The organism is Bartonella sp. CL71SXKL (genome assembly GCF_042194935.1).
In the GTDB taxonomy this organism is placed as follows: Bacteria; Pseudomonadota; Alphaproteobacteria; order Rhizobiales; family Rhizobiaceae; genus Bartonella.
This window is the reverse complement of sequence record NZ_JBHINI010000005.1, coordinates 23107-43432: the sequence shown is the minus strand read 5'-3', so window position 1 is coordinate 43432 and position 20326 is coordinate 23107. Positions and strand designations below refer to the sequence as shown.

14 protein-coding genes and 1 pseudogene are annotated in these 20326 nt (G+C 35.0%); 12 read left to right on the top strand and 3 right to left on the bottom strand.

The window, feature by feature from the left end; all coding sequences use genetic code 11:
* Positions 1-64 precede the first annotated feature (64 nt).
* The 3 genes from ACFILA_RS03925 to ACFILA_RS03915 all read left to right on the top strand — a co-directional run bounded on the left by ACFILA_RS03925 (position 65) and on the right by ACFILA_RS03915 (position 2999).
* On the top strand, positions 65-1459 hold the full coding sequence (locus ACFILA_RS03925) for a pseudouridine synthase (protein ID WP_375660699.1): 1395 nt from the start codon (positions 65-67) through the stop codon (positions 1457-1459).
* Positions 1440-2006: a 16S rRNA (guanine(966)-N(2))-methyltransferase RsmD gene (gene rsmD / locus ACFILA_RS03920; RefSeq protein ID WP_375631031.1), complete on the top strand. Its 567-nt coding sequence runs from the start codon at positions 1440-1442 to the stop codon at positions 2004-2006. The genes ACFILA_RS03925 and rsmD overlap by 20 nt, the downstream gene beginning before the upstream one ends.
* Positions 2007-2549: 543 nt before the next feature.
* A complete protein-coding gene (locus tag ACFILA_RS03915; protein ID WP_375643351.1) occupies positions 2550-2999 on the top strand; it encodes a hypothetical protein in 450 nt (149 codons plus the stop codon).
* A gap of 210 nt (positions 3000-3209) precedes the next feature.
* On the opposite strand, the gene ACFILA_RS03910 is transcribed toward ACFILA_RS03915, so the two are convergent.
* Positions 3210-3356: a hypothetical protein gene (locus tag ACFILA_RS03910; protein WP_273790420.1), complete on the bottom strand. Its 147-nt coding sequence runs from the start codon at positions 3354-3356 to the stop codon at positions 3210-3212.
* Positions 3357-4728: 1372 nt separating this feature from the next.
* Between ACFILA_RS03910 and ACFILA_RS03905 the strand changes: the two genes are divergently transcribed.
* The 5 genes from ACFILA_RS03905 to lpxK all read left to right on the top strand — a co-directional run bounded on the left by ACFILA_RS03905 (position 4729) and on the right by lpxK (position 10906).
* Complete coding sequence (locus ACFILA_RS03905; RefSeq protein WP_375660698.1) at positions 4729-6060, top strand: TldD/PmbA family protein; 1332 nt, start codon at positions 4729-4731, stop codon at positions 6058-6060.
* Positions 6047-6853, top strand: a complete 807-nt coding sequence (locus tag ACFILA_RS03900; protein WP_375658090.1) for a 3'(2'),5'-bisphosphate nucleotidase CysQ — start codon at positions 6047-6049, stop codon at positions 6851-6853. The genes ACFILA_RS03905 and ACFILA_RS03900 overlap by 14 nt, the downstream gene beginning before the upstream one ends.
* A 46-nt stretch (positions 6854-6899) precedes the next feature.
* On the top strand, positions 6900-7145 hold the full coding sequence (locus ACFILA_RS03895) for a DUF4170 domain-containing protein (protein ID WP_273790423.1): 246 nt from the start codon (positions 6900-6902) through the stop codon (positions 7143-7145).
* A 1408-nt stretch (positions 7146-8553) separates the two neighbouring features.
* Entirely contained in the window at positions 8554-9876 is a 1323-nt protein-coding gene (waaA, locus tag ACFILA_RS03890; protein ID WP_375660697.1) for a lipid IV(A) 3-deoxy-D-manno-octulosonic acid transferase, read from the top strand.
* Entirely contained in the window at positions 9866-10906 is a 1041-nt protein-coding gene (gene lpxK, locus ACFILA_RS03885; RefSeq protein WP_273790425.1) for a tetraacyldisaccharide 4'-kinase, read from the top strand. The genes waaA and lpxK overlap by 11 nt, the downstream gene beginning before the upstream one ends.
* Before the next feature lie 19 nt (positions 10907-10925).
* Here the strand turns inward: lpxK and ACFILA_RS03880 are convergent, their stop codons facing one another.
* Both ACFILA_RS03880 and mutL read right to left on the bottom strand, forming a co-directional pair.
* Complete coding sequence (locus ACFILA_RS03880) at positions 10926-11162, bottom strand: DUF2093 domain-containing protein (protein ID WP_273787833.1); 237 nt, start codon at positions 11160-11162, stop codon at positions 10926-10928.
* Between the two features lie 109 nt (positions 11163-11271).
* Positions 11272-13125, bottom strand: a complete 1854-nt coding sequence (mutL, locus tag ACFILA_RS03875) for a DNA mismatch repair endonuclease MutL (RefSeq protein ID WP_375660696.1) — start codon at positions 13123-13125, stop codon at positions 11272-11274.
* A gap of 237 nt (positions 13126-13362) precedes the next feature.
* On the opposite strand from mutL, the gene ACFILA_RS03870 reads away from it, so the two are divergent.
* From ACFILA_RS03870 to ACFILA_RS03855, 4 genes and pseudogenes are all read left to right on the top strand, one after another.
* On the top strand, positions 13363-14451 hold the full coding sequence (locus tag ACFILA_RS03870; protein ID WP_375643358.1) for a 2'-deoxycytidine 5'-triphosphate deaminase: 1089 nt from the start codon (positions 13363-13365) through the stop codon (positions 14449-14451).
* A gap of 1150 nt (positions 14452-15601) precedes the next feature.
* Positions 15602-16750, top strand: a complete 1149-nt coding sequence (lldD, locus tag ACFILA_RS03865; RefSeq protein WP_273790428.1) for an FMN-dependent L-lactate dehydrogenase LldD — start codon at positions 15602-15604, stop codon at positions 16748-16750.
* 1907 nt (positions 16751-18657) lie between these two features.
* Positions 18658-18831, top strand: a complete 174-nt coding sequence (locus ACFILA_RS03860) for a hypothetical protein (RefSeq protein ID WP_375631037.1) — start codon at positions 18658-18660, stop codon at positions 18829-18831.
* Between the two features lie 591 nt (positions 18832-19422).
* Positions 19423-19864, top strand: a pseudogene (locus ACFILA_RS03855) (integrase); the annotation flags it as partial.
* Positions 19865-20326: the final 462 nt, after the last annotated feature.

The following is a 20326-nucleotide window of genomic DNA, read 5'->3' as shown; positions in this document are numbered from 1 at the left end:
TAAGCGGTATGGTGCATGTGAATAATTTTCTGAACATACTTGCAAAGATTGGTTTGAAACGCAAATGAATGAAAATAATGAGAGTGAACGAATTGCTAAAAGGTTAGCGCGTGCAGGTATTGCTTCGCGTCGAGATGCAGAAATGATGATTGTTGCAGGTCGTATTTCTGTGAATGGTAAAGTCGTGACAACGCCTGCTTGTAATGTTAGCCGCTCTGATGTTATTAAAGTTGATGGCAAACCTTTACCTCCTATAGAACGAACGCGTTTATGGCTTTACCATAAGCCAGCAGGTCTTGTCACCACGAACCGTGATCCTGAAGGCAGACCTACAGTATTTAGTAATTTACCAAAAGGAATGCCGCGTGTTCTTTCTGTTGGAAGGCTTGACATTAACACGGAAGGTCTTTTGCTTTTAACCAATGATGGTGGCTTAGCGCGTGTATTAGAGCTTCCTGTAACAGGATGGGTCCGCAAATATCGCGTCCGTGCTCATGGAAGAGTAAAACAGAGTGCGCTGGATAACCTTAAAAATGGTATTGCGATTAATGGTATTTTTTATGGTTCGATTGAAGCATCAATTGAACGTGAACAAGGGTCGAATGTATGGCTTTCTGTTGCGTTGCGTGAAGGAAAAAATCGTGAAATAAAGAATGTTTTAGGGGCATTGGGATTATCAGTTAATCGATTAATCCGTGTATCCTATGGTCCATTTCATCTCTCTGATTTAGAAGAAGGAGCCGTGCAAGAGTTAAAAGGGCGGATGTTACGAGATCAGTTGGGGGAGCGTTTGATTATGCAAGCCAATGCAGATTTTGATGCTCCTATTCTGAAACCCTTTTCAAATTCTGCAGTTGTTGCAGAAAAGCAAAGCCAGAAAGATCTTTCTGTTGCAAATGATGGTTGGGTTTTCTCAAGTGAAAGGGCGATACGACGCCGACCAAGAGATGGTTCTGTTGAACATAGTCGCGCGCAATTAAGTACAAAGTCTCATGAGAATGTAAAGAAGGAGAAAAGTGAAGAAGGAAAAGCAGAGCGTTTTTTACCGCGTTCTCGCCGTGCTAATGTTTGGATGGCTCCTGGTGCGCGTCCCCAGAGTGCACGTAGAAAGCCTTCCTATAGTGAGGAGAAATCGCATGATCATAAGAGCGGTTTGGATGGTAAAAAATCCTTTCATCGAGGCAAGGAAAAACTAAAAGAAAGTCCGTCACACAAAGAGAAGAGGGGAAGTTTTGTTCAAAAACGTGGCAAAACATCTTATGATGAGACGCACCCCTTTGGTAAGAAAGATCGCTTTTTAAAGGATAAAGAGAACATGATAAAAGGTGGTCATGATGAACATTCTTTTGAGAGAAAGAAAAAATCGTTTGGTGGTGCTATGAAAAAATCTAAACCACATAGGGACGGTGCAAAAACTTCGAAGCGATTTGGAGGTCCACGTGCGGATCATAGGCGGTAAATTTGCTGGGCGTGTTTTGTTTTCGCCTGTTAATCAGTCGATTCGCCCAACGAGTGATCGTACACGTGAAAGCCTTTTTAATATTCTTTCTAGCCGTGAAGAAGAATTTTGGATCAATAAACGCATTCTTGATCTTTTTGCTGGTACTGGTGCTTTAGGCATCGAAGCACTTTCGCGTGGAGCAAAGGCGGCTGTTTTTGTTGAAAACTCGGTTGAGGGGCGTGGGTTGCTTCAAAAAAATATAGAAGCCTTTGAATTACAGTCGATAGGACGGATTTTGCGTCGTGATGCGACCAAACTTGGCAATATTGGCACAATGCTTCCATTTGATGTTATCTGCGCTGATCCTCCCTATAGCCGTTGTTTAGGTGAACGTGCTTTCGTAGAAGCTTTGCGAGGGGGGTGGGCAAAAGCTGATACACTCTTCATACTTGAAGAAAAGAAAGATACAATGATTCATTTACCTGATGTCTTTTATTTAGATGATGAGCGGTTTTATGGTGAGACAGCAATACGTCTCTATAAATTACGATCGCTTACATCTTGAGAAAGTTCTTGTTTTTATCCGATAGGATGAAAAAATGCTTCTTCACAGTTTTCTTCATTTTATATGGTTTTTAAAAGGTTAAGCAGAAAATCAATAAAAGATTCTAATGTTAAAGGAATTGATGAATTTTTATTAGCTTTAATACAGAAGGATGTTTTTTCTCCAATAGGATATATATTCCTCGATAATAGTTATGATCTTTTTTATCTAATTTCTTTCTGCCATACCTTAATCATCACATTTCATCAGCAGTTGAAAGCTTTAAGCTATGCAGTCTGCATTGATATCTTATATGATGCGTAACTTCTATTTTTGCTATTGTCTAAACTTAAAAAAGATATTTTGTTTAGTATTGAAAATATTGTTCATTTATCCTGAATATTTGTGTGTTTAGTTTAGTAATATCGCTTGTTGAGTTAATCATTACATATTAAGTAAATCTGAGAGTATTAAGTATCTTATCGTTGTGCAGCTTTAAGGATACTTTTTTATATTATTCTTTATCACTAAAGATAAGTAATTTGTAAAAAAGGGGAGATTATCGTGTTTAATTGGATATATAGTGAAGAGATTAATACAGAAGCAAGTGCTGAGCAAATTTGGGCTATATGGGAAGATGTGGCATCATGGCCTTGCTGGGATAGTGAACTTGAGTGGGTAGAACTTTCTGGTCCTTTCAAAGAAGGCGCTATAGGACGCATGAAACCTAAAAAGGGACCTACAGTAACTTTTACACTTGATAAAGTTATAAAAAATGTTTGTTTTTCTGATTATGCTAAACTTCCTTTTACACGTATGAGTTTTGATCATGAATATATTTGTTCAACAAAATCGGGTTCTTCAAATAACAAAATTCGTCATACTGTAACCATGTCTGGTTTATTTTCTCCTTTCTTTGGAATGATTATTGGGTCAAAAATTAAGTTACATCTTCGCGATGCAATGATTGAAATGAGCAGACGTGCTCTTACTGAAAACAAAAGCATCTCGTAAGGGGGGCATTTATAAAGAAGTTAATACCTTAAAAAAGGTGCAGAAATCTTAGCCTTGTTAGAATGAAATCAGTTATGAGTATATAGCAAATCGATGAGCTATGATCTGTTTTTTAGTTAGTCGTTGAAATCGTGTCAAATCATCTGAGAAAATTAATTTTGCACCAAAGATCTTATAAAAGCCATTGAATTTTATTCAATATATAAAAGCTTATAAGGCGCGCATTTTTACTGAAAATAAAGAAAGTTGTAGAAGCTTATTTCTGCTCTTGTGAATCTGTAGGTTGATATTGTCATGATATTTGCCAGTTTCTAATGTTGCGATAGTTTTTGATTTGAGAGCATTCATAAAAGACATTTTGACTCCTTCTTAAATAGTTTTTATTCATACGCCCCTTACTGATGATATGCTCGCAAATAGTTGTGATTGATTCAACATGAATAGGTTCGAAACGGAGAAAATTTAATGATATTTGATTCTTTTATGCAAATTACAAAATGATCAATTATGATTATAAATCAAAGTGTTTTTTTGATTAAAAGATTATAAGAATAGATAATTTCTTTGATTACTTTTCTAGAGAGTGCAGTTCTAAAAGGCTCTAGATGATAAAATAAAACCTCCCTTAATTTTCGTAAAAATTAATCTCGTATCGTTGTATGTATTTGGTTTAAATGTTTAAAAAGCGATTTTTTAAAATGCGCACAGATATCCCAGTTTCTGCAAATATTTTTGTATCTATTAAAACAATTATGAGCGATAAACTTGCCCAAATTAATTGGAAGAATATGCTTATTGTAGATTGAATTGAACAATAGATACAACATTGAGTTTTATATAAAAGTTTTATTGATTATCGTTTTATAACAATATTACGCTTCTTTATTTTTTAATGGAAGGAAAAGAGGAAGGAGTGTAGTTCTTAAATCAAAATCTATCCAGTATTTTGGGATTTTTGTTTCAGGAAAAAGAGTCTATTAAGTTATATCTGTTTAGTAACAAAATAACCAGTTAAGGATGAGGCATGAAAAATGAGATGCTCTTGATTAGACGCATTAGAAACGAGAGAGAATGTTATGATTATAACTTATTTCTGATAAATATAAAAAATGAGTTCTTTGTGATATCACGCTTATGAGAATAAAGAAGCTAATGACTGCTCATTTTGTTGAAGCAATAACGCAAGAAAAATTTTTTATTCCATTTATATTTTTTTGTTTACAAGATTGCCATCTTATTATGAGAGAGTTTATAGAAGCAAAGAAGTATACACAAATATAAGGCATTTTCTTGATTCTTGCTTGGAAATTAAAGAATGCTATAGGAATGAAGGAAGTTATTTGACTATCCAGAGGACATAAGGCTTGTGACTTAAGTCATTTTATACTTTTCGAATTTTTGAGGATTTTGGCTTAAATTCAAATGTTATTGTTAGGCCTTTTGTTAATTGCCAAATTTTCGGTTGATTTGATTGTCAGTACAGATTGGATTATCTAAAATGATAAGGGCCCATGAGAAATCTTGAAACTAAAGAGATTTTACGGCATATACAGCATATTACGTCTTTTCATAAAGAAGCTAAAAGGGAAATGATTTAATGCATTAAAAAAAAGAATGCATGAAATATGCATAATCTTATGAATAAACACACAAGAGTTATATTCTGATTTGTATAAATTTGTCAGAATGCTTATCAATGTAAATAATAAAATATTTTAGGGAGTCTATGATGACTGACAAAAACCAGATTGAGAAAGCAGTTTCGCTGGTTGAAGCAGCAAGGCGTTCTGGGGCAGATGCTGCTGATGCTGTTATTGTTCATGCTCATTCTACCAGTGTATCAGTTCGTTTTGGGAAAGTTGAATCGACAGAAGCAGCAGAGAGCAATGATTTTACTCTAAGGGTTTTTGTTGGAAAAAAAGTAGCAAGTGTTTCTGCTAATTTAGGATCTTATCCGCAAGAACTTGCGGAACGTGCTGTTGCGATGGCTAAAGCTTCTCCCGATAGTTTATTTGAAGGTTTGGCAGATAAAGAGTGTTTGGTTAAGCATCCTAAAGATCTTGATCTTTTTGATGATTTTGTACCTAGCAGTCATTTTTTAACAGAAGATGCTTTAAAAACGGAGGCAGCAGCTCTTGATATTAAAGGTGTAAGCAATTCTGGTGGCGCTGCAACAGCTTATGGCCGTAGTGGGTTTATTCTTGTGACCAGCGATGGTTTTTGTGGATCCTATCGCTCAAGTTGTTTTTCACGTTCTTGTAGTGCTCTTGCAGGTGAAGGAACACAGATGGAGCGGGATTATGATTATACAACAGCCTTACATTTTTCTGATTTAGAGGCAGCAGAAACTGTGGGAAAGAATGCAGGGCTTGGTGCAGTTCGACGTTTGGGTGCAGTTCGTGCGGCAACTGGGGGCGTTGATGTTATTTTTAATCCGCGTACGGCTCGTGGAATTGCAGGGCATATCGCATCTATGGTCAATGGAGCCTCTGTGGCTCGAAAAACGAGTCTTTTACAGAATTTCCTAGGTAAGGAAGTGATGAAGCCTAATGTTAATGTAACCGATCAACCTTTGCGATTACGTGGAAATGCTTCTCATCCTTTTGATGGAGAAGGGGTAGAGGGACAAACACTCAATATTATTGAAAATGGTATTTTAAAAAATTGGCTTCTTTCATCATCTACAGCACGTGAACTGGGACTTAAAACAAATGGACATGGTGTGCGTTCAGCATCATTAGTGCAGCCGACCAGTACAAATTTTGCTATTGAACCGGGTTTAGTATCGCCTTGCGATATGATAAAAGATTTGCGAAATGGATTTTATGTGACCGAATTATTCGGTCATGGCATTGATTTTATTACTGGTCAGTATAGTCGTGGGGCTTCCGGTTTTTGGATTGAAAATGGTGAAATTGCTTATCCGGTGAGTGAAGTAACGCTAGGCTCTGATTTGCTTCATATGTTAGCACATTTAACACCTGCCAATGATATTGATCGGCGTTATGGTACAGCAGCTCCAACATTATTAATTGAAGGGATGACACTTGCAGGAAAATAATACGCATCATTCTTCTGATTTAAATCTTTTGCGTGACGTTTGTCGAGAGGCAGGAGATTTAGCAATGCGGTATTTTGGATGCACGTTGGATGTCTGGATTAAAGAAGGTGATTCCCCGGTCAGTGAAGCAGATTTTGCTGTTGATCATTTCTTGAAAGAGAAGCTTCTAGGGGCACGTCCAAATTATGGATGGATTTCAGAAGAAACAAAAGATAATCGAGAAAAACAAGATTATTATGAGCGCTCTTTTGTTGTTGATCCTATTGATGGAACGCGTGGTTTTCTTTCTGGCAGTCCTTATTGGTGTATTTCGGTTGCCATTATTGAGAATGGGCGTCCTATTGTGGGCGTACTACAATGTCCGGCTCAAGGAGATGTTTATACAGCTGTAACGGGTGGAGGGGCAACATTAAATGGGATAAAACTTCCTCGTTTAGCCTTTCAGGTTCATCGAAAATATAAAATTTCACTTGATAAATCGCTCGCACAAAAATTACCAGATGATTTTCTCAATCAAGTTAGTCTTTACCATTATCTTCCTTCTCTTGCTTATCGTATTGTTCTTGTTGCTCAAGATGAAATTGATATCGTATTAGTTCGTCCAAATTGTCATGAATGGGATATTGCCGCTGCTGATCTTATTTTGCAGGAGTGTGGAGGGTGTTTTTTATCGCTTGATGCCTCTTTACTATCTTATGGAATTGAACCTTACCAATATGGACTTTTAATTGCTGGTAAAAATAATTGCTGTCAAGATATGATAGATGTTGTTCGTCAAACAAAGTTAGTTTAATCACGTAAAAGCATGCTAAAATAATCTAAATAATATAGAGGCACATATGACTGAAACCAACGAAAAAAAACAATATTTACATCTTGTATTTGGTGGGGAATTAAAAAATCTTAACAGTAATCAATTCAAGAATCCCGATGATTTAGATGTGGTTGGTATTTTCTCAGATTATAAATCCGCTCAAGAAGCATGGCAGGCAAAAGCGCAAAGCAGTGTAGATAATGCATTACAACGTTATTACATTGTAGATTTGCATCAGTTTCTTGATGCTGAGTTAGGCGATGCAGAATAAAGCTTGAATATTTGGTTATTATAGCCTGTAGATTGCTGCACGCTTTTGTTTAGTCGTCCTTTTCATAGGTACTTTCTTCGAGTAAAATAGAACGTCGTAAAAAAGAATATGCTTGTTGTTTAAAATTCATATGTTTTCTTAAAAAAAACATCTCTCAAGGCACCCAAACCCATTTCATAATAGTGTTCGTGCAAGGTATAAAATCCATTGTTGCACCACCATCTTTGCGCTTAATAAAAATGCAAGACAGTTCTATCAACCTATTTGCAACAGCAATATTATCATGACAGCGATCACTCGAAGTTTATGATTATATTGTGAATAGTCGCTCTGCTCTTGAATGGGTATGAGACATTAATGCGTTAAGATTAATACAAAGAGTAGCATTATTAATGATACGAATTACTACTCTATTGAGATTATTAGCACTCCCTACTTATCCATTGGAATTTTTTCAACGAGTTATTACTATAAGCTTAGAAACCATGAAAGTTGTTAGAAACTTACCAAAATTAGAAACTTAGAGAAACTGAATAGATTTATAAAGTTAACTTACCTCATAAGGGCTTCTTGAGTACTCGTTTAAAACTACAATCTATAAGTTAGTCATTTTGTGTTGATTATATACAATCTTAAAAGGAATAAGATATCATGCAACCTCCTGAAAAGAGAGGATTTAAAATTTTGAAAACTCTTATTTAAATTGCTGTAAGACTTTTAAGAAATTCTCTATTAAACAAGATTAGATTTTTCTGGATTACCTTTAAGAGATGATATCACAATTTAAAATGAGAACTCTATACCATTCAAAAGTTTTTTTTAAAGATTTGTTTGACATATTCATTTTATTGAAATGAAACAATAGAGATTGAGCTTCCTTTTAAACATATTTTATTTATATTAGGTTGTAATGTCTATATGGATTATTTTTTGAAAAATTGACAATACCTAACATATGTAAAAATAAGTTTTTTTCTCTAAAATACCAACGTGTACAATTCAAAGCCTCACTAAAATCATAAGAAGTATTTATTCAGTGAGCTGAAAAAATATGTCATAGGTTGTATGGTATTTATCATTTATATTTTCAAAATTATAATTGATTGAAAAATAGTTTTGTTATTTTTGAGTAAGATTTTTATAGGGTGCAGAATGAAGTGATAAAATTTAATTAAAAGAGATTTAAATAATGTGTATATGTTATTTTTATAGGAAAGTTTTAAAAAAAATATGGTGATAAAATTGCATTTTTTGTCCTTTATATATTGAATTTTCTCATGGATTAAGCGTTTTTTATTTAAGATATGGATGATATTAAAAAAATACGGAAGCAACCACTAGTGTTGATGAATTTTTTAACAAAATAAGCATATAGATATCTTAAAATAGCTGGATGAGGTGATTTTAAATGGTAGAATTAAAGGCACATACGGCTCTTTTAAGCTATCGGATAATTGGTTTTTGCTTATGTCCTGTTATTCCTTTTTATTTGTTCTTTCGTGCTATTCGTGGAAAAGAAGAGTGGTGTCGCAAAAAAGAGCGTTTAGGTAAAAGTTCTCATGTACGCCCCCAAGGTTCATTAGTTTGGTTGCATGCAGCAAGTATTGGAGAAACACTTGCACTTTTTCCACTTGTAAATTATATTTTATCATTGAAAATCAATGTATTAATGACAACAGGGACTGTGACCTCTTCTACTCTTGTGAAAAAACATTTTGGTAATAGGTTGATTCATCAATATGCTCCTTTGGATTTAGATTTTGCAGTGCGCCGTTTTATTAGTCATTGGAAGCCTGATCTCGTCTTGATTTGTGAATCAGAAATTTGGCCCCTTCGTATTAAAGAACTTGCAAAAATGCGTATTCCGCAGATTTTGGTTAATGCCCATATGTCTGAACGTTCTTTTAAAGCTTGGCAAAAACGACGCGTTCTTGCCAAACATATTTTTAAGGATATTGATTTGGCGATTGGTCAAAACGAAAGAGATGTAGCTTATTACCATAAACTTGGCGTAAAATCTGTTACGTTTTCTGGTAATCTCAAGGCTGATGTTTTTCTGGTTGAAAATCAAGCATTGCTTGCACGTTATCGTAATGCTATCGGCAATCGCCCAGTTTGGGCAGCTGTTTCAACGCATGAAGGGGAAGAGGAGATTGCTTTTGAGGTCCATAAGATTGTTAAAAATTATTTGCCAGATTTATTGACAATTATTGTGCCTCGTCATCCTGAACGTTCAGAAGATCTTATCAGAAAATGCGATAATAAGGGGTTAAGTTTTATTCGTAGGAGTAGAGATGCTGTTCCAAGCATGAATACCGATATTTTATGGGGAGATACCATTGGAGAAATGGGGCTTTTTCTTCGCTTATCGAAAGTTTCTTTCGTTGGTAAATCGTTATGTGGAAATGGTGGACACAATCCATTGGAATTGGCTTTACTTGGTTCCGCTATTTTGACAGGGCCCCATGTTTCAAATTTTCAAGAGATGTTCAAACAATTTCTAACGCATGATGCAGCATATATGGTTCAAGATACAAAACAGCTTGCTATTCAGGTGTATAAGCTTTTAACAAATGAAACATTGCGACAAGAAATGGTTGATAAGGCTCATGAAGTGGCGACAGGTATGGCAGGTGCACTTGAGCGCACATTAAAGATTTTAGATCCATTTTTACAACCCCTTGTAATACAAACAGGTTTACGTCAGCGTCAGGGTAGATATGCATATTAGCGCCCCCCATTTTTGGTGGAAAAATAAAAGCTTTTTGCGTTTTGTATTAGCCCCAGTTTCATGGGGGTATGGTTATTTTTCAAGTCGTTTTATGGCAAGACAGCCTCCCGTGATTAATCTGCCTGTTTTGTGTATTGGAAATTTTACATGTGGTGGTGCGGGTAAAACGCCGGTTGTTATTGCTTTTACCAAGGTGGCTAAAGAACTTGGTTTTGTACCTGGTATTGTATCTCGTGGTTATGGTGGATCAGTTAAAGGGGTACATCTTGTAAATGAGAAATATGATACTCCACACAATGTTGGAGATGAGGCACTTTTACTTGCACGGCATGCTTTTGTAGCTGTATCACCTAATCGTTATGCAGCGGCGCAACGGCTTAAGCAAGAGGGATGTAATCTTATTTTAATGGATGATGGATTTCAAAGTCGCCGTCTTTATATGGATTATGCGTTACTCGTTGTTGATGCGATGCGCGGTTTTGGTAATGGAGCTGTCTTTCCAGCAGGACCTTTGCGCGTACCATTAAAAACGCAGTTTTCTTTTATGGATAGTGTTTTATTGATTGGTCACTCCGATGTGCCTGATAATGTTGCTTTTCTTGTTTCGCGTACTGGAAAGCCTTTATATCGTGCTCATCTTAAAGCCAGTGCTTCTGATGAGGTTTCAGGAAAATCATTTTTGGCATTTGCCGGTATTGGCAATCCAGATAAATTTTTTAAATCTATTAAAGAATTGTCTGGTCATGTGGTGCAAACTTACATATATCCAGACCACTATTTTTTCACAGATGAAAATTTAAAAAGCCTTATACAAAAGGCTAAAATGCACAATTTATGGCTCGCAACAACAGCTAAAGATTATACCCGTATACAGACAATTCACACGCAAAAAGATTTGAAAAATCTTATTGTCTTTGATGTGAATGTCGATTTTGTTCAAAAAGACTTCTGTCGCATGGTTCTTGAGGAGGTCATGACCCGCTTTAGAAAACGTTCCCTTGAGTTTTCTTGTCTAAAAGGCAAAGGCTAAATTTATAGCTTTCAAAGGGTTATTTTTCTTTTGTTTTTAACAATTGCTTGAGATATGGGTTGCACTCAAGTTCACGCTGATAGGAGATTTCACAACTAGCATATGCTTCTTGGCGGTGATGATTCCAATATTTTAAATCATCTATAGGGATTTTTTGCCCGCTAACAGCACAAATAGTATAGGTACCATATTCTATAATGTCATATCCGTTATTAGAATAATGAATTTTTGCTTCGCGTTCACTATCGGAAAACATTATAACTCCTTTTTGCTTGATACAAGAGATTCAAGAAAAGTGCCATAAAATATATTATAAAGTCGAGAGTTAATTTAAAAATATTTTTCTTGTCAAAATGATGAAGAGTTTATTTTCTGCCAAAAAGCCGTTCTATATCTGCCAATTTGAGTTCAATATAAGTAGGGCGTCCATGATTACATGTACTTGTATTAGGTATTGCCTCCATTTGCCGTAATAGTGTGTTCATTTCTTCGGGGCGTAAAAGGCGCCCTGACCGTATTGAGCCGTGACAGGCCATCGTTGCTGCAACATAATCAAGCATTTCTTTTAAATTATTTGTTGTATCATACTCAGCGGCCTCATCTGCGAGATCTTTAATAAGGGCTTGGACGTTGATCTCTCCTAACATGGAAGGTGTTTCACGCACAACAATTGCTCCTGGTCCAAATGATTCTATTCCTAATCCAAATTTTTGCAAAGCATCTTTATGCGTTAAAAGACATGTTGCATCCTCTTCAGAGAGTTCTACAATTTCAGGAATAAGTAATAACTGTGAAGGAAGTGGTTTGGAATAAAGTGCATTTTTGAGTGCTTCATAAACCAATCGTTCGTGAGCTGCATGCTGATCGACAATGATCAAACTATCTTGTGTTTGGGCGATAATATAGTTTTTATGGATTTGTGCTCTGGCCGCTCCTAATGGATAAGATAACTCTTCTGATGAAGATGTAGTGCTTGGAATGTATGCATCCCCACTTGGTATATTTAAGCCCTCCATAATAGGAGCGGCATCTTCTTTTAAATCAAAAGAGCTAGTACTATCCAATGGTTTTTGGACCATTGAAGCGCTGGTAAAATGATGAGGCTGTGAACTGTAAGAAGAGGACAGGTGCGTGTTCTTAAAATTGCCTAATGGTTGTTGTGCCAATGATTGTTGTGTTTGAAATGCAGCAAGCATTGCTTCAGAACGGGTTGAGGTAGGACGAATACCAGATTGCTGCAATGCTTCACGAATAGCTCCAACAATCAAACCACGAATTAATCCCGGATCACGGAATCGTACATCAGCTTTGGCTGGGTGAACATTAACATCTACCTCAGCAGGTGGGAGATCAATAAAAAGAATAGCGACAGGATAACGATCTCGTGTCATGACATCAGCATAAGCACCTCGGATAGCGCCCCATAGAAACTTGTCACGCACGGGACGCCCATTAACATAAGCAAATTGATGAAGGCTGTTATTTCGGTTGAAAGATGGTAAACAGGCAAAACCTGTTAAGCGCACCCCTTCGCGTTCAGCATTCAGCGCAATGCTATTAGGGGCAAATTCTTTTCCCATAATTTGCGTAATACGTTGTAATTGTCCTTGAATATTATTTTCTGTAGCAGACAGTTCCATAGATGTTCTGTCTAATCCTGAAAGAGAAAAGCGGATATGTGGAAATGCAATAGCAATTCGCTTAATCATATCGCTAATAGCATTTGTTTCAGCCCGATCAGTTTTCATAAATTTTAATCGTGCCGGCGTGACAAAGAAAAGATCACGAACTTCAACAATTGTTCCAAGATTTGCAGCAGCTGGTTTGGGGCCTACAATTTTTCCTGCAGTAACGGAAATTTCAGCAGCGCTCTCAGCATCTTTTGTTCGTGAAATGAGTTTAAGTTTAGCAACAGAACCAATAGAGGGGAGGGCTTCTCCTCTAAATCCAAGGAAGCAGATATTGTGTACGTCATCGGTAATCTTTGAGGTACAATGGCGAGAAACTGCTAAAGTTAACTGATCTGCAGGAATTCCATAACCATTATCACTCACCTTTATAAAGTTTTTTCCACCATTTGCTGTAATAATTTCAATGCGTGTTGCACCAGCATCAATAGCGTTTTCAACAAGTTCTTTGACAACATTTGCTGGTCGTTCAATAACTTCACCGGCGGCGATTTGATTAATAATATTTTCGCTAAGATGGCGTATAATCATAATAAATTCTAACAGGAATCTTAAGGGTTCTATAGAAAATTATGATAACATCATTTGCGCGACATTCAAGAACAAGAGAGCTGAGAGGTATTATTTTTACAATACCTCCTATTTTATTTTATGTTAACAAATCAGTTGGAAAAAACATAAAAATAGTTTTTATCACTTTAAAATAGCTTGCACCGATTTATCATCTAGGTCAAAAAAGAAACAATGTAAAAAGGGAAGGCAATATATATGGCGCGTATAAGCGGTATTTTAGCAGATAGTGATATACAAGCTTTGATTGAGAATAACGTTCTCAAGGCTCAGTATCCATTTGATAGATCTCAAATACAACCAGCAAGCCTTGATCTTCGTTTAGGGGAGAAAGCTTATCGTATACGTGCTTCTTTTATGCCGGGATCTGATACAAAAGTTTTGGATAAGCTTGAACGGTTAAAGTTGCATGAGTTTGATTTACGAGGTGGAGCCGTTTTGGAAACGGGGTGTGTTTATATTGTTCCTCTTTTGGAAAGTTTAGCGTTACCAGAATTTTTATCTGCTGTTGCCAATCCCAAAAGTTCTACAGGCCGATTAGATATTTTTACACGTGTCATTACGGATAATGCTCAAGAGTTTGATAAAATTTGTGCTGGTTATCATGGTCCACTTTATTTGGAAATTAGTCCACGCACATTTCCAATTTTGGTGCATACAGGCTCACATTTATCACAGCTTCGGTTTAGAAAAGGGCAAAGTTATTTAAATGAAATAGAGTTGCACACTTTGCAAAGGCAAGAAACACTGATATCGGATGATTTTCCTAATATTAGTGTTGGTGGTATTGGTCTTTCCATTAATTTAAAGGGAGACGAAAACGGGCTTATAGGTTATCGTGGTAAACATCATACAAGTGTTATTGATATTGATAAACGTGCTGTTGCCCACGTTTTAGATTTTTGGGAACCTCTTTTTGATCGTGGTCAGAGAGAGTTGGTTCTTGATCCTGATGAATTTTACATTTTAGTTTCACGAGAGTCTGTTCATGTGCCTCCGCTTTATGCCGCAGAAATGACTCCTTTTGATCCTTTAGTTGGTGAGTTTAGGGTGCATTATGCAGGCTTTTTTGATCCAGGATTTGGGCATAAGGAGGCGGGTGGAAAAGGAGCAAGAGCGGTTTTAGAAGTGCGGAGCCATGAAGTTCCTTTTATCTTAGAGCATGGTCAAATTATTGGCCGTTTGGTCTATGAACATATGCTTAATCGACCATCAACCCTTTATGGACATGATGTTGGATCACATTATCAAGCACAGGGTTTAAAGTTGTCCAAGCATTTTAAATGAGTTGGGAACCACGAATTTTGATAACATGTATGCAGAAAGCGTATTTTAGATAAAAGAAAAATTTATCCTTCATAAAACCGGCACTATGCATTTTATTTTCAGTTTTCAAAGTTATGGTTTTGTATTTGAGAGGGTATGAGAGGCATTTTTACTTCTTTTTTAAAGAGGTTTTATCTATACAAACTCCATTTATGATGTGCAAAAGAATAGTTTTGGTTATTTCATCATGACAAAATCTACAATGAAAGAATTTTACTATATTCAATATGTTATTCATATTTATTATTATAATAAATCAATAGGTTAATAAAATTCAATATAACAGTAGCGTATTCACTTTTCAAAGTAAATATGCGAGATTGGATGCTACACTTGGCGCCATTTTTCTAGAGCTTAAATGACCAGTATATTTTATTTCGTATAAAAATTATCCTTAAGAGCCAATAAATAAGTTTTTCACTACAGTTTAGTAACAATTTTTTTAAACATTGTTCTAATTTTAGTAACTCATTTATAGCCTCAAGATATAATATTGCTAGAAAATTATTCAATTAAATATGAAGAGCTTCTATTAGTATGAACATTAAAAGTTTTTTTATGCTTTATGTGAATTAGACACTGTATATTTTTATAAACTTTCATGAACAAGTAACAGGTCTCAGTTTTGAATATTGATATAAGAAGATTTATGGATGTATGCGACAGCTTTATTTACAGTATTAATAAAGGATTTTTTCATCTTTTGGAGGAGGTTATGGTTTATACTTAATGACACTCTATATTCTTAATAACTGATAATGTAAGGACCTTTGGAGGGAGAAACGACTTTAAATTATAACTAATTAAGCTACGGAGCAATCGCTTTCGAAGAGGTATTGGTTTAACGAGAGTATAACATTTCAATTGCACATGAACGATATATGAGTAGATACGTTATTAATGATACTACATACTGTGAGATTTTAAATTTGGATAAGAGAAATAAAGACGTTGTTTTTATCAATTAGTTTTTTTAGAAAGTTGCAATCTCTGTTACTTCTATCTATTCAATAGAGCGTTTTGGGAGGATGTCGAATAGGTAGGTATACGGATTCGCTTTTATGCGTTTTAGGATGTCTTCTTTTTTTATTTAGGAACAATGGTGCCATCAATGATTATTTCTTCAACACTTGATTATCGTAAAGCAGCAAAGCGTCGTCTTCCTCCCTTTCTTTTTCACTATATTGATGGTGGGGCTTATGCTGAAGAAACGATGCGACGTAATTGTACAGAACTTCAAGCACTTGCACTGCGTCAAAGGATTCTAAGGCAAGTTGGTGAAGTTGATCTTTCAATCAAGCTTTTTGATCAGACACTTGATTTACCGATTGTACTTGCACCTGTTGGGCTAACGGGCATGTATGCACGTCGTGGAGAAGTAAAAGCAGCGCGTGCCGCAGCGGCAAAAGGGATTCCTTTTACTCTATCCTCTGTTTCAGTTTGTCCCATTGCGGAAGTACAAGAGGCGGTTGGAGATGCATTTTGGTTTCAACTTTATGTTCTCAAAGATCGAGGTTTCATGCGTGATGCACTAGAACGGGCTTGGTTGGCTGGTGTACGCACGTTGGTTTTTACAGTTGATATGCCAATTCCTGGTGCACGTTATCGTGATGCGCATTCGGGAATGTCTGGTCCTTATGCTGGTTTACGTCGTTTTTTACAAGCTTTGACTCATCCATATTGGGCTTGGAACGTTGGTGTTATGGGGCGCCCTCATGATCTTGGAAATGTCTCCACTTATCTCAAAAAGAAAATTGCATTGGATGATTACGTTGGTTGGCTTGGTGCAAATTTTGATCCATCAATTGGTTGGCATGATCTACAATGGATTCGCGATTTTTGGAAAGGAAAAATGATTTTGAAAGGTATTCTTGATCCAGAAGATGCGCGAGAAGCAGTAAAATTTGGTGCGGATGGTATTGTTGTTTCTAATCACGGCGGACGTCAGCTTGATGGTGTATTATCAACAACACGAGCGTTGCCTGCAATTGCGGATGCTGTAAAGGATCATTTGACTATTTTAGTGGACTCAGGTGTTCGTTCTGGTCTTGATGTTGTACGCATGATAGCACAAGGTGCGGATGCTGTTATGATTGGTCGTGCTTTTGTTTATGCGCTTGCAGCAGCAGGTAAGAAAGGTGTTATGCATCTCCTTGATCTTTTTGCTAATGAAATGCGGGTAGCTATGACACTGACCGGTACTCAGACAATCAAAGATATTACACGCAAAAGTTTAGTGAATATAGATGTTTTTAAGTAACGAAATCAATATGTTATAACTTATTTTAGAAAAAGAAAGTCTTTTTATAGAGGAGCATAATTATATACTTTACAAATATGTTGATAGTTAAATTTAAATAGAAAAGATCAAGAAGCTCCTCTATAAAATCACAGAAAATACTAAGTAACTACAATAATACTAAGTAACTACAATAATATTAACGCAAAAATCTTAATAATAATAAACACAAAAAAAATACTAATAACATTGCATACATCTTTTATTTACGTTATTAACAGCTCATTCTATGGATAAAAAGGAACAAGCGCTGATATTAAAGGCAAAACAACTGTTGATATAGAAAAAATAGATATAAATAATGCTGTGAGCATTTTTCCCTCCTATATATAAAAACATAATATATTAATCACTCTTTTTCCACATTAGCATAAAATATAAACCTCATTTAGTTTTATTTTAATATAGAATAATATTAATTATGATATATAAATAAAATTATTAAAAATGTCAATATGTATTTATTGTAACATTTAATTATAATAAAATTGGATCAATATAAATAATGTTTCTATAATATATATATTATTTATATTAATTTTATTGAATAATATATTATAAGGATATGATATTGTTTTTATGGAGTACGTTTTTAAGCAATGAAAAAAATACCTGTACTATCTTTAAAAAAAGCTTGTTTACTGAGAGCAAGACTGCGTGAATTAATGTGCTTTTCTTGCATACTCAATGATTTATGATGTTTTTGAACTGGCGAATATATTAGGAAGCAGTTGAATATTTTTTTGTATAGTATGTCATTTCTAACACTATTTATGTGTTCTAGATTTATTTCATAATTTGTTAAAAATATCCAGTTTATTTTTATTACAGATGGGGTCGTTGTGTATTCATAATGATACAAATTGGCATAGAATGTTTTGTTCCATAATCGATTTAACAATTACATCTCCAAGCTTCTCCATGGATACTATGCTCTTCACAGACAACAACAGATTGGTGAGATTGGCATAACTCTAGCACAGATATATTATCTCAAAGTTGAATTGTTGGCACACTTGTAATTATTGGGATAACTTCATGTTTTTTGAAGCTCTTCAGTAATATAAAGACAAATCTGAACAGTTTTTTCAGTAGCAAGTAAGAGAACATCTTTTCCTTTTTTTAACAGAAGTTTTGCTGATATCAATTTTTAAAGCATTTTTATGAATATTCATAACAGCACGCTTTCCTAAACCTATATAAACGGGTACAAGATTACTCAGATTAGCAGTTTCCATTTGATCCAATTACTCTCATAAGTAATTGGATAATATTTACTATATCGCTGAATAAAAAATAAAAGTTTTTCTCTCTTTCAAGAGAGGATGGGTTGTCATCTAGCCAATAGGGATAGTTTGCGAGCAATTTGTTCGATGCAAGATAATTTAAATTGCAGTTACTTTTTATCACTTGAAGCTGTGAAAAGAAGGCGAAGATAGATGAAAGAATGTAAAAAATGATGGATACATTTTAGGATAAAAAATTATAATCCTGTTAATTCCACACCTGTTGCAGCTGATATTGGTGGCAAAAGAAATTTTACCAAAAAATTATCAAAATTATTGAGAACATTCTTCATAGCAAGTAAAATAAGCCTTTTTGTTAGTATGGGTGGGATTTTCTTTGAGCTGAAATTGATTCTATCCCCTGAAATCAGCAATAATCTCTTAGGTTATGGCGTAAACTTTTTGGGGATGTTTCAACACCACTATCGTCCTTTTATGAAAAATGTTAGCATTTCAGATGAGCAGTTGTGAGGAATTTCAACGTTTAATACAGCAAGCTCCAGAAACTCTCACGGATTTAGACGGGCTTCAAGATTTTTATATTTACAGCGATTAAGTTTTTGAGAGAAAGTAAATCGTACGATGAGAGGTGAAACCCATCGTAGCGCGCGGGGGCTTAAGCCCTTACAATTTGAAGGCGTGCTAAAACTTATTTTCCTCTGTTTAGCAGGTGTTAGCATTGAACATTTAAACTGGTCTATTTTTATTGTGCGTTATGATCGTCTAAAAATCTTGTTCTATCTTTTACCACTTTAATTGTGGTTCTGAAGGTTATAAAGAAAGGATTTTTTATAAGCGAGAGGATTATCAGCCGATGTCTAAGCTGTTTGCATAAATAAAGGGGAGTTTTTTGTCTTTAAGCAATATGCTAGAAATTCAAAAAACTTTAGTTAACTTCATAAAAGAGATTACACCATCTTATACAGATTGCTCTGCAAATAACACAATTGCTGGTAAGGAATGGGGCATCACCAATTTTGATTTCTAAAAAAGAAACAATACGTATTAAATAGTCTTTAACTTTACAGACTTTTTAAGAATCCTTTCAGAACCTTTTAAAAAAAGTGAATTGATAGAAGATTTTCTATCAAAATATAGCAACTTTTCTAACAAGTTACGAATAAATCTAAAAATATATATTAAATATAAAAAACAGTGCGATATGCGGGCTGTCTGGGCTTTAGAAATAAGAATCAAAGCGTATAAAGATGCATAGAGGTGAGATTGAGACATATCATTTTTATGATTCAATAAAAAAATTAAAGAAAAAATTCTATATCAAAAATTGAAGGTAGTTTAAAAGGTGGACGGGCAATGCATGGAAGGATGAGCGAGAAGGTGAATTAGGTGAGGGCGATTTATAGATTATCAGTATCTTTGTAAAAGTACCTTCTCAAGATAAATATTGTGATAAAGTAAGATTGTGGTTGAGTGTCGAAAAGATAATACGCGCTCTTAATTTTTCCGTTATACACATCAAAATAAACGCCATGAAAGGCACGGTCCTATTACAAACTTTCTCTAAGAGCAGTACATGAGTTTGCAAGATATTACAGTGATATTTTAAAAGAAGGATTTTATTTCAGGAAGAAATTGTCTTAAAATAGCAAAGCAATATTTTCCAAGAAATTGCCAGGCCAATTTTGAAAGTAAAAAAGCTAAGTTAAAAAATAAAAGAAAAAATGGTTGTTGGTTTTCTCTACTGGAGTTGCATGTTATTTCCCACATAGGAAATTTACCTATAGAAAAATTAACAGCCAAGATCATTCACAATGTGTTCCCGCCACTTTAGCATGAAAAAGCAGATATAGTGCGAAAGTATTTGCCTTATCTTCAACATCATTATTACAATTAGAAAGCTGAAGCAACGTCATTTACAAATCACATAAAGCCTATACCATTATTCATTATATAGTTCCGTAGATTGCTTTTCTTCAAGCATGCCGGCTCCTAGATATTATTTTTGTTGAAAACAGAACCTTTGTGTATGATCAGTTCTTTGAACGACGATAGTAGTGCTATCCATAAAATCTTTTCTCATCTTCTTTTGATAAGATAACAAAGATGCCCTTAGAATACATCAATAGACTCAATCACTTTATACAAATATAACCTTGTTGAATCCTTTCGCTTCAACTCAGACATCTCCGTCACTCTAATTAAATCCAATCGACCACCAGAGCGTTTTTATCCTTTAAGTTCTTTTACTTTTAATCTGAATATATCGACCTCTTTCAAATCTTTTCATTGA